Source organism: Streptomyces sp., from assembly GCF_035563135.1.
Lineage (GTDB): Bacteria > Actinomycetota > Actinomycetes > Streptomycetales > Streptomycetaceae > Streptomyces.
In genome coordinates, this window is sequence record NZ_DATMVN010000505.1 from 1 (window position 1) to 10,847 (window position 10,847).

Sequence of the window (10,847 nt, forward strand, 5' to 3'; positions counted from 1 at the left end):
CGTGTAGGTGATGTGGACGTCGTCGACGACGACGGTGGGTACACGCGCATCGAGGGTGTCAGCCACGTCCGTACCTCTCCTCGGCCTTCCAGAAGTAGACGAAACCGCCGATGCCGCAGACGAGGGCCCAGCCCGTCGCGACGGCCCACACATGGGGCGGCAGCTGCATGCCGGTGAAGCTGTCGATCAGGGCGTAGCGCATCAGGTCGATGTAGACGGCCGCCGGGTTGTACTCCAGGGCCAGCAGGACGAAGTGCGGGACCCGGTCGGCGGTGAGCAGGGTGTCGAGGCTCCACATGACACCCGAGGCGTACATCCAGGTCCGCAGGATGAACGGTGTCAGCTGGGCGATGTCGGGGGTCTTGGCGGCCAGCCGGGCCATGACCATCGAGACGCCGGTGTTGAACAGGGCCTGGAGGGCGAGCGCGGGGACCGCCAGCAGCCAGGACGGCCGCGGGTACTGGCCGAAGACGAGGAGGATCAGGAACAGCGCGCCCAGGGAGAACATCAGCTGCTGGAGCTGCTGGATGGCCAGGGCGATCGGCAGGGACGCCCGGGGGAAGTGCAGGGCCCGGACGAGTCCGGTGTTCCCGCTGATGGCGCGGGTGCCGGCCGTGATCGAGCTGGCGGTGAAGGTCCAGATGAAGACACCGGTGACGAGGAAGGGCACGTAGTCGGGGACTCCGTGCTTGGTGTTCATCAGGACGCCGAAGATGAAGTAGTAGACCGCCGCGTTGAGCAGCGGGGTCATGATCTGCCAGATCTGACCGAGTTTCGCCTGGCTGTACTGCGCGGTCAGCTTCGCCGTGGCGAAGGCGGTGATGAAGTGCCTGCGCCCCCAGAGCTGCCGGATGTACGCACCGAGCGTCGGCCGGGCCCCGCTCACTGTCAGTCCGTGCCGGGCCGCGAGCGCGGCCAGCTCGCCGGGTTCGTACACGGGGAGAAGGGCGGGTGATGCGGTGTCCACCGGGGCCGGCGGGGCTGCTGTCTGGCTCACCACGATCGCTTTCGGAGGGGGGCGGGGAATCAGGGTGGACGGATCCGGCTCGATGGGACGGGACCGTATCGTCGCAACGCTGAGAGTAGGACGTTTGTACGCCGCAACGCAACCGTTTCGTCGTTACGGTCTATCATTCGGGCCATGACCACCGAACGGCGAACCGGGCGCCGCATCCCGGCAGGTGCCGCGGTGCTGCGCGAGGACGTGACCGACGCGATCCGCGGCGCCGTCTTCGAGGAACTGGCCGCCGTCGGATTCGCGCGGATGTCGATCGAGGGCATCGCCCGGCGCGCGGGAGTGGGCAAGACCGCTGTCTACCGCCGCTGGAAGTCCAAGCTCCACCTCGTCCTCGACCTGGTCGCGGCCGTCGCCTCGCAGGGCATGCCGGCGCCCGCGACGGGTTCGCTGTACGGGGATGTGCGCGCCGTGCTGGAACTGGCCGCGTACGCCCTGCGCCACCCCGTCGCCTCGCAGGTGATCCCCGACCTGCTGGTCGAGGCGGCCCGCAGCCCGGAGATCTCCGAAGCCATCAAGGCCGCCCTGCTGGATCAGCAGCAGGGGGTGGCAGCCGTGGTCGTGCGCGCGGCGGTGGCGCGCGGGGAACTGCCCGAGGGCAGCGATCCCGACCGCGCGCTGGACCTCATCGTCGGGCCGCTGTACTGGCGCCTGGCCGTGGTCCGCGGCGAGCTGCCCCAGGGGTATCTGGACGACCTCGCGGCCTCGGCGGTCCGGGCGCTCAAGGCCTGACGGGGCGCGGGGAGCCGGCGTCCTCGTCGAGCAGCCGGTCCGCGACACGGCGGGCCGCTCCGCCGTCCGCGGGCCCGCAGTGGTCCCGCCGGAAACTCTCGTACGCCTCCGCGTGGAGGTCCGCCGAAGCCGGGATGTCCCGCAGGGCCTGAGCCACCTCCTGGGTGGTGAGGAGCAGCGGCCCGGGGGCCCGGGCCTCGAAGTCCAGGCAGAAGCCCCGCACGGTGTCCCTGTAGTGCTCCAGGTCGTAGGTGTGGAAGAGCACCGGACGGCCCGTGTGCGCGAAGCCGAACACGAGGCCCGAGTAGTCGGTGACCAGCACATCGGCGATCAGCAGGAGTTCGGTGGCGTCCGGGTGCGCGGACACGTCGAGCAGGGCGGGGTGCGCCGGCACGCTGCCCGTCACCCGCGGGTGCCTGCGGACCAGCACGGTGGTGCGGCCGTCCAGCGACCGTGCCAGCGCGGACAGGTCGAGCGCCGGATCCCAGCGGTGGAGCGGGGGGGCTCCGAGGGGGACGTCGGCCGGCGCGTGCGCGAGGTGGTCGCGGTACGTCGGTGCGTACAGCACCACGCGGTGGCCGTCCGGGACGCCCAGTTCCCGGCGCACCCGCGCCGCCGTCCTGTCCCGGCCGGGGGCGGACAGCAGGTCGTCGGCGGGGGAGCCCGCCTCCAGCACCTCGCCGCGGTAGGCCAGCGCGCGGCACAGGTGCGGGGTGGCGAAGGCGCTGGGGGAGACCAGGACCGACCACTGGGCGGAGCGGTGCTCCAGAGTGGCGAGGTACTGGTGGTCGGCGTACAGGGAACCGGTGAGGTCCAGGCCGAACCTGCCGAGCGGGGGGCCGTGCCAGGTCTGTACGACCGTCTGCTCCGGACGGCGCTCGAACCACGCGGGCAGCTGGCCGGCCGCGACGATCCGGCGGGCCCGCGCCAGCGCCTCGTACCAGGCGGTGCTGTGCGCCACGACGGGGACGGCGGTGGAGGGGACGCGGGCGGCGGCGCCCGCCGATCCATCGGTGACCCAGAGGTGCTCGGCATCCGTGCTCCGGCGCACGAGCTCGGCGTGCACGGCGCGCGGGGAGCCCTCTCCGGTGTAGAGCACCGTCTCCCGGAGCGGCAGCCGGCGCTGCGCCGGGTAGTGCGCGGTGCGCAGACGGCCCTGGCGGTACGCGCTCCGCCCGGCGTCGCCGAGCGCCGGCGCGCAGTGCGCGGTCAGCCGGTCACCGTGCCTGCGGTCGAGGCGGAAGCGGCCGTCGGCGGCGTCCACCGGCAGCAGGGCGGCGAGCGCCGCCCCCACGCGCACCGGCCGGCCGTCCAGGAGCACCTCCCAGTCGCCCTCGCGGGGAGGGGGGGCGAGTACGGCGGCGAAACGGGCCGCCCCCCGCCCTTCGGTCTCCTGCTGTCCTTCGGGCTCCTGTGGTGCCACGGGAACGGTCACCGTCTCCCCGAGGGTGCGGTGCCGCAGCACGAGCGCGCCGGTCCCGGTCCCGTGGACGCGCAGCCCGCCGTCCGGCGCAGGTCCGACGTGATCCACACGCGGGGCACCGGTCACGTCCACCACCAGGTCGCCCGCCGCGTCGGCGAGGGCGGGCGGCGGCAGGTCCGGGGCCGCGGCGAGCGGCACGCGGACCCCGCCGGTCACGAGCGCCGCCCGCCACAGGCCCTCGGGCTCCCCGGCGGCCTCATGGGGCGCACGGAGTGCCGGCGCGGGTCCGGCGGTGAGCGCAGCGAGCGGAATCCGGGCGCTGAAGCCGCCCGCGCCCCCGCTCATGCTCCCGCCCGCGCCCCCGCTCATGCCCTCGTCCCCGCTCATGTCCCCGTCCCCGTCCTCGCATCGCACGGGGCAGACATGCTCCGCAGCTCCGTCGCGGGTCAGCACGAGAGCGGTCGGCCGGGTGCCCCCGTACAGGCGCCCGGTCAGCTCCAGGGCGCCCGCCCCGTAGTGGTGTCCGGTCGCCACCGCGGGCAGCCGGGCCACGGTCAGCTCCAGCCGGCCGTCCCGGTAGCCGAGCACCGCGCGCCGCCCCCCGCCCAGGTCGTGGACCAGCGGCTGCGCGGCGGCCGCCTCCACCGCCCGCAGCGCCGCCCGCCGTACGACACCGTGCCCGGCCACCACCACGCCCACCTGCCAGCTGCCCGGCCGCAGCTTCCCGGGGTCGAGGACCATCTCGAAGCCCGCGTGGTTGTAGCAGTGCAGCTCCTGGCCGGAGTCCGCGGTGGCCCGGTCCGTCCGGACCGTGCGCACCGGCACGGCCCTCATCCGCCCGCCCGCCGTCTCCCGCACCAGGCCGGCCTTCAGCGACTGCCGGGCCGCCCGGGCCGGAAGGTTGCGGATGTACGCGTACCCCCGCAGCCGCAGCCTGCCGTCCTCACCCCAGGACGCCTCCACCAGCCGTGCCACGGCGGGCAGATCACCCTTGCCGAGACGCGCCGAGACGCCTGTGCCGCCGGTGATCCCGGGATGCGCGGCGCGCCGCCGCCCCGGAAGGCCCGTGACGGTGAACGTGCCGGTCCCGTTGGCCCGTTCGAACTCCAGGACGGCCAGGAGCTCCTCGGTCCTGCGCTCCCGCACCAGTTGCCAGCGGATGCGCGCATCGGCCGGCAGCCCGTCCATGGCCGCCTCGCCCGCCCGGTCGAGAAAGGCACCCGCGTCCCTCATGAACGCGGAGCGGTAGGCGGGCCCGCCCATCGGAAGCCCTTCCAGGAAGTACACGAAGTCGTCGCGCAGGCACGACGCGTCGTAGCGCAGCCGCTGTGCGGGATCCAGGCCGCCCAGAAAGGCACTGACCTGTTCGCACGCCGCGATCCGGTCCCGCACGCCCCGTACGTCCGTACGCCGCCGGGTGATCGAACCCTCCCGGACCCGCCAGTGGTAGACGTGCTCGCGCAGCACGTCCACCGACCCGGCGAGATGGTGCGCGGGGATCATCACCGGGGTGTCCTCGTAGAGCTTGCCCTCCGGGAAGGAGAAGCCGTGCCGGTCCCAGAACGAGCGCCGGAACACCTTGTTCCAGGCGACGCGGTCGGCCAGCAGCCGGGCATCGCGGGTGATGTGGGTGCGGGGGTGGTCGGCGGTCAGCCAGCGGTACTGCCAGGCCTGCTGCCTTCCCTGCCCGGTGAGCCGCCACACGTTGCCCGTCACCAGGTCCGAGCCCGTCGACTCCAGGGAGGCCAGCATCCGTTCGTACGCGTCGGGGACGAGGACGTCGTCGCTGTCGGCGAACGCCAGGTACGGAACGCCGGCGGTGGTGCGGGCGACCCCCGCGTTGCGTGCGGCGCTCAGGCCCGCGTTGGGCTGGTGGACACAGCGGAAACGGGTGTCCCGGGCGGCGAAGTCCTCGGCGATCCGGCGGCTCCCGTCCGTCGAGCCGTCGTCGACGAGCACCACCTCGATGTCCTTCAGGGACTGCCCGGCCAGCGAACCGAGACACTCCTCCAGGTAGTCCTCGACGTTGTGCACCGGGACGACGACGCTGAGGAGTGGCTTCATGCACGGCTCAACCCGGGGGAGCCTCCCGGGTCACGCCGCTGACCCGAACGGGTGAAGCTCCCTGGGGCGGCCCGTGCGTCCGCCGTTACGCTCGGCTGCCATGCTGCTCAGTGTCGTCGTGTCCGCCCACCGTGTTCAGGGGTACCTGAGGGCGGCCCTGGAGTCCGTGACCGGGCAGCCGCCGCCGGAGGGCGGTCCGGCCGGCCTGGAGCTGATCGCCGTCGGCACGCCCGAGGACGGACCGGAGCTCGCCATCGCGAGGGAGTGCGCTGGCCGCGACCCCCGGGTGCGTGTGCTCGTCCTCGACGGCCCCCGGGACCCGGGCGCGGCCCGCAACGCCGGCGCGGAGGCGGCGCGCGGGGCCTATCTGCTCTTCCTCGACGGGGACGACCTGCTCCTGCCCGGAGCCGTGGCGGAGATCGCCGCACGGCTGGCCGAGGACCGGCCCGACGTGCTGCGCCTGGGACACGACCGGGCCGACTGGTGGGGGAGGACCCAGCCGGGCGACACCCTCCCCGCCGCCCGGAACCAGCTCCTGCGCCGCGCCTTCTGGGACGCCCACCGGCTCCGTTTCACCGAGGGCCCGTACGGCGACGTCGTGCCGGTCCACCGCGCGGCCTTCCTCGCCTCCGACGCGGGCACCCTCGCCTCGCTCGACCGGATCTGCGTACGCCACCGGCTGCGCAGGACCGGCACGCCCGCCACGGCACCGGGCCGCGCGCACTTCGCCGTCATCGAGGCGTACGAGCGGCTGACCGCCGAGACCGGCGGCGACCCGCGTGTCCCGGCCGCGCGCACCGCGCACCTGACGGCCGTGCTGGAGGACCCGGGCCGGATCGCCCCGGCGGACCGCGCCGCCTTCTTCCGCGCGGCGGGACTGCCCGGCCGGTACGCCGCACACCGGGCCCGCGAGGCCGCCCGCGCCGGGCGCACCCGGGCGCGCGCCGCCGCGCACGCGGGCAGGAAGGCGCTGCGTGCCCGTGCGATGAGGGCCGTGTACCGCGCCGACCTGCACCGGCCGCTGGACCCCCGCCTCGCCGTCTACGGGGCCTACTGGAACAGGGGCGTCGCCTGCAATCCGGCCGCCGTCTACGCCAAGGCCCGCGAACTGGTCCCGCACATCCGCGGTGTCTGGGTGGTCTCCTCGCGCCACCTGGACCGGATGCCGCCCGGTGTGCCGTACGTCATCGAGGGCTCCCGCGCCTACTGGCGGGCCATGGCCACCGCGACGTACCTGGTCAACAACTCCAGCTTCCCCGGCGGCTTCACCAAACGGCCCGGCCAGATCTACCTCCAGACCCACCACGGGACGCCGCTGAAGACCATGGGCCTCGACCAGCTGCCGTATCCCGCCCTCACCGGAGGTGTCAGCTTCGAACGGGTCGTCGCCCACGCCGACCAGTGGGACTTCAGCCTCTCCGCCAACCCGCACAGCACCGAGACCTGGGACCGGGTCTATCCCTCCTCGTACGAACACCTGCCCTACGGCTACCCGCGCAACGACGTCCTGTGCACCGCCACCGCCGAGCGGACCGGCAAGGCCAGGGCCGAGCTGGGCATCGCGCCGGGAGCGACCGTCCTGCTGTACGCGCCGACCCACCGCGACTACCGCAAGGGCTTCGTCCCCCGCCTCGACCTGGAGCGTCTCGCCCGCGATCTGGGACCCGGCTGTGTGCTGCTGGTACGCGCCCACTACTTCTACGGGCGTTCGGCCGGGACGGCGCCGGGCGGCCGGGTCGTGGACGTCACCGGCCACCCCCGCGTCGAGGAACTCTTCCTCGCCGCCGACGCGTTGATCACCGACTACTCGTCCCTGATGTTCGACTACGCCTGCCTGGACCGCCCGATCATCACCTACGTGCCCGACTGGGAGGCCTACCGCGCCGCTCGCGGTGTCTACGTCGACCTGCTGTCCGGCCGCCCCGGCGACACCCCCGGCGCGGTCGCCACCACGGAGGACGAGCTGCGGGAGGTGCTGCGGAGCGGAGCCTGGAGGTCCCCGGAGGCCGGCGAGCTGCGTGCCGCGTTCCGCCGCCGCTTCTGCCCCTACGACGACGGACGCGCGGCGGAGCGCGTGGTGCGGCGGGTCTTCCCGGTGCGGCCCGACTGAGCGGGCGTACGGGTTGGGCGTGCGGCCCGGCCGGGGCCCCGGGTCACCCGTACGGGGCGATCCCTCCGTACCCCGCCGTCGTTGTGCTCAACAGCGCGCGCACACGGCAACGTTGGGAGAAGCTCATGCACCGGTCCGCCTACGAGCAGATGCAGCTCTGCATCGAGGAGTATCTGCCCAAGGCCCGCAGGCACCGTGTCGTGGACCTCGGCTCACGGATCTCCGGAAAGCAGACACGCACCCACCGCGGTCTGCTGGCGGACCACGACGTCGACTACTTCGGGGTCGACGTCCTGGACGGCCCCAACGTCGACGCGGTCATGACGCGGCCCTACCGGATTCCCGCGAAGTCGCGCAGCGCCGATGTCGTGCTGTCCGGCCAGGCGTTCGAGCACATCCCCTTCTTCTGGGTGTCGATGATGGAGATCACCCGGGTGCTCAAGCCCGGCGGTTACGCCTTCATCACCGCGCCCTCGCGCGGCCACGCCCACGACGCGCAGGACTGCTGGCGCTACTACCCCGACGGCTTCCGGGCGATGGCCGCCCACTCCCGCCTCGAACTCTGCGAGGCGTACACGGACTTCCCGCCGGCCAAGGGCATCTGGCACGACTACGCCTCCATCGACGCCAAGGCCGCCTACTGGGGCGACTCGGTGGGGGTCTTCCGCCGGCCGCAGCCCCACCGGCGGCCGGTGACCCGGCTGAAGAACCGGCTGGCCGATCTCGCCGTCCGGGAGACGGCCGTCTGGTGGGCCAACCGGGCCGGTGGAGTGGACCGGATCCCGCTGCCGCGCCCGCTGGACGGCCGGGAGCGGTGCGGGCGCCCGGACAGCCGTACCGTCCCATCAACCACAGGTTGACGAAAGATGACATGAGCCGCAAAACGCGCGTATTGTCCGGCCCCATGGCTTGGCGCAACGCCGTCAACGGCGTCCTTCAGCAACTCACCGGATACCAGCTCAGGCGCGCGGCCCTCCCCGCTCCCCGCTCCGCCCCCGCGGGGGCCCCGGCGACGGCACAGGGGCCGGTGGCGCAGAAGCCGGCCGCGCCGAAGGCCGCGGCCAGGAAGCCGCAGCAGTTCCCCGCGGACTACGACGACGAGGCGAAGGACATCATCCGTGCGGTCAAGCCGTACACGATGACCTCCCCGGAGCGGCTCAACGCCTTCGTCCTCGCGACCCGGCACGTCGTGAAGCACGGCATCCCGGGGGACATCGTCGAATGCGGTGTCTGGCGCGGCGGTTCCATGCAGGCCTGCGCCAGGACCCTGCTGTCGCTCGGTGAGACGGAGCGGGACCTCTACCTCTTCGACACGTACGAGGGCATGACCCCGCCCACCGCGGAGGATCTGCGGAGGGACGGCAGGCCGGCCCAGGAACTGCTGGACGCGCAGGGCAAGGACCGGCCCATCTGGGCCGTGGCCTCCCTGGAGGACGTACAGGCCGGCTTCGAGCAGGTGCCCTATCCGAAGGACCGCGTCCACTACGTGCGGGGCAAGGTCGAGGACACCGTTCCGGAGCAGGCACCGGAACAGATCTCCATCCTCCGGCTGGACACCGACTGGTACGCGTCGACGAAGCACGAGCTCGCGCACCTGTACGGACGCCTGGTGAGCGGCGGAGTGCTGCTGATCGACGACTACGGCTACTGGCAGGGATCGCGCCAGGCCGTGGACGAGTTCCTGGAGGAGACCGGCGAGCAGCTCCTGCTGCTGCGCATGGACGAGGGCCGGATCGCCGTCAAACCCTGAACGGGCGCGCCCGGCCGGACCCCGGGCGGGCGGCGCCCCGTCGTGAGCCCCGTGCCCCGCAGGCACGGGGCTCGTTCCATACAGAGGAAGTCCGTTGGAGAGGACGTCCGTTGCAGAAGACGTCCGTTCGTCCGCCCGGAAGGATCGTGCGCAGCGCCATGGCACCCCGTCTCACCGTCGTCGTCCCGCTCTACAACGTCGAGGAGTACCTCGGAGCCTGCCTGGACTCGCTCGCCGGACAGACCATGGCCGACCTGGAAGTCGTCATGGTCGACGACGGTTCGACGGACGGCAGCGCCGGTGCGGCGATGGAGTTCTCCCGGCAGGACCCGCGCTTCCGGCTGATCCGGCAGAAGAACGCCGGGCTCGGGGCCGCGCGCAACGCGGGCGCCGGACAGGCCCACCCGGACGCGCGGTTCCTGGCCTTCGTCGACAGCGACGACGTCGTCCCGCCGGGTGCCTTCGCCAGGATGCTGGACGAACTCGACGCGTCGGGCTCGGACTTCGCGACCGGCAACGTCCTCAGGCTCCGGGCGGACGGGACGCTCGAACAGTCCCCGATGTTCCGCAGGCCGATGGAGAAGCACCGCCGGGCCACCCACGTCACCCGGGACTGGATCCTGCTCGGCGACCGCATCGCGTGCAACAAGGTGTTCCGCAGGTCCTTCTGGGACCTGCACGCCTTCTCCTTCCCGACGGGCGTCCTGTACGAGGACATCGCCGTGGTGCTGCCCGCCCACTTCCTGGCCCGGAGCGTCGACGTCGTGGAGGAGCCGGTCTACCACTGGCGGGACCGCGACGGTTCGATCACCACCCGGCGCGCGGTGGCCCGGGGCATCCGCGACCGGGTCACGGCGGTGTCCACCGTCAGCCGGTTCCTCGCGGACCGGGGCATGACGGAGGCGAAACGGCGCTACGACGAGCACGCGCTCTCCGGTGACCTCTGGCTGTTCATCGAGGCCCTCCGGGACGGCGACGACGATTTCCACCAGGCCTTCCTCACCCACGCCAACGCCTTCGCGGACACGGTCGAACCCGCCGTCCTCGACGCGCTGCCCCTGCACCTGCGGGTCAAGTGGCAGCTCATCCGGGAGCGCAGGACGGCGGAGCTGCTCGCCCTCCTGGCCCACGAGACCACCGACCGGGACACCTTCCACGTGCACGGGCGGCTGCGGCCCCAGGCGCGGTACCCGGGGATCGAACCCCCTCTGCCGCGCAGGGCCACCGCGCTGTCCGCCGGAGACCTCCCCGTGCACGCGCATCTCACCGAGGCCGTGTGGCGGGACGGGCTGCTGCACCTCAAGGGGTACGCCTACGTCCGCAACGCCCCCGGCAGATCGGCCGGGGCCGGCTGGCTGAGGTCGGGCCGCCGGCTGATCCCCCTGCGGCTGCACCGGACGGTGACCGACGAGGCGGCGGCGGGATCGGGCCGCTCGCTGCACCGCTACGAACGGTCCGGCTTCGAGACCGCCGTCGACCCGCGCCGGCTCGTCACCCGGGGCACGGCGCGGGGTGCTAGGACCCTCTGGAAGCTGGAATCCCTCGTCGTCGGCGCGGGCCGGCCGCGCCGCGGGCCGATGCGGCTGCTCGGCAACCCGGCCGCGCCCGCCGTGCGCTACGTCGACGAGCGCACCCGGGTCGTCCCGCTGCTCTCCGGGAACAAGCTGGAGCTGCGCGCCGAGCGGGTCGACGCCGTCCTCGCCGGCCACGGGCCGACGGAGGCCGGGGACGGGATCCGGATCGCGGTGCGGGT

The 10,847-nt window shown here is 73.2% G+C and carries 7 protein-coding genes; 5 read left to right on the top strand and 2 right to left on the bottom strand.

Going from position 1 to position 10,847, the window contains the following annotated elements; all coding sequences use genetic code 11:
• Positions 1 to 58: 58 nt before the first annotated feature.
• Positions 59 to 1,000 (bottom strand): ABC transporter permease, encoded by a 942-nt coding sequence (locus VN520_RS22110; RefSeq protein WP_325748676.1) that lies wholly within the window; start codon positions 998 to 1,000, stop codon positions 59 to 61.
• A 141-nt stretch (positions 1,001 to 1,141) separates the two neighbouring features.
• Between VN520_RS22110 and VN520_RS22115 the strand changes: the two genes are divergently transcribed.
• Complete coding sequence (locus tag VN520_RS22115; protein WP_325748677.1) at positions 1,142 to 1,747, top strand: TetR/AcrR family transcriptional regulator; 606 nt, start codon at positions 1,142 to 1,144, stop codon at positions 1,745 to 1,747.
• On the opposite strand, the gene VN520_RS22120 is transcribed toward VN520_RS22115, so the two are convergent.
• The gene (locus VN520_RS22120; protein ID WP_325748678.1) at positions 1,737 to 5,234 is read right to left on the bottom strand and encodes a bifunctional glycosyltransferase/CDP-glycerol:glycerophosphate glycerophosphotransferase; all 3,498 of its coding nucleotides are present in this window, start codon (positions 5,232 to 5,234) and stop codon (positions 1,737 to 1,739) included. The two genes, VN520_RS22115 and VN520_RS22120, sit on opposite strands and share 11 nt — an antisense overlap.
• 100 nt (positions 5,235 to 5,334) lie before the next feature.
• Between VN520_RS22120 and VN520_RS22125 the strand changes: the two genes are divergently transcribed.
• The 4 genes from VN520_RS22125 to VN520_RS22140 all read left to right on the top strand — a co-directional run.
• The gene (locus tag VN520_RS22125) at positions 5,335 to 7,344 is read left to right on the top strand and encodes a CDP-glycerol glycerophosphotransferase family protein (RefSeq protein WP_325748679.1); all 2,010 of its coding nucleotides are present in this window, start codon (positions 5,335 to 5,337) and stop codon (positions 7,342 to 7,344) included.
• A 125-nt stretch (positions 7,345 to 7,469) separates the two neighbouring features.
• Entirely contained in the window at positions 7,470 to 8,204 is a 735-nt protein-coding gene (locus tag VN520_RS22130; RefSeq protein WP_325748680.1) for a methyltransferase domain-containing protein, read from the top strand.
• Positions 8,205 to 8,215: 11 nt separating this feature from the next.
• On the top strand, positions 8,216 to 9,094 hold the full coding sequence (locus VN520_RS22135) for a TylF/MycF/NovP-related O-methyltransferase (RefSeq protein WP_325748681.1): 879 nt from the start codon (positions 8,216 to 8,218) through the stop codon (positions 9,092 to 9,094).
• Positions 9,095 to 9,252: 158 nt separating this feature from the next.
• The coding region (locus VN520_RS22140; RefSeq protein ID WP_325748682.1) for a glycosyltransferase family 2 protein at positions 9,253 to 10,847 on the top strand (1,595 nt) is incomplete at its 3' end.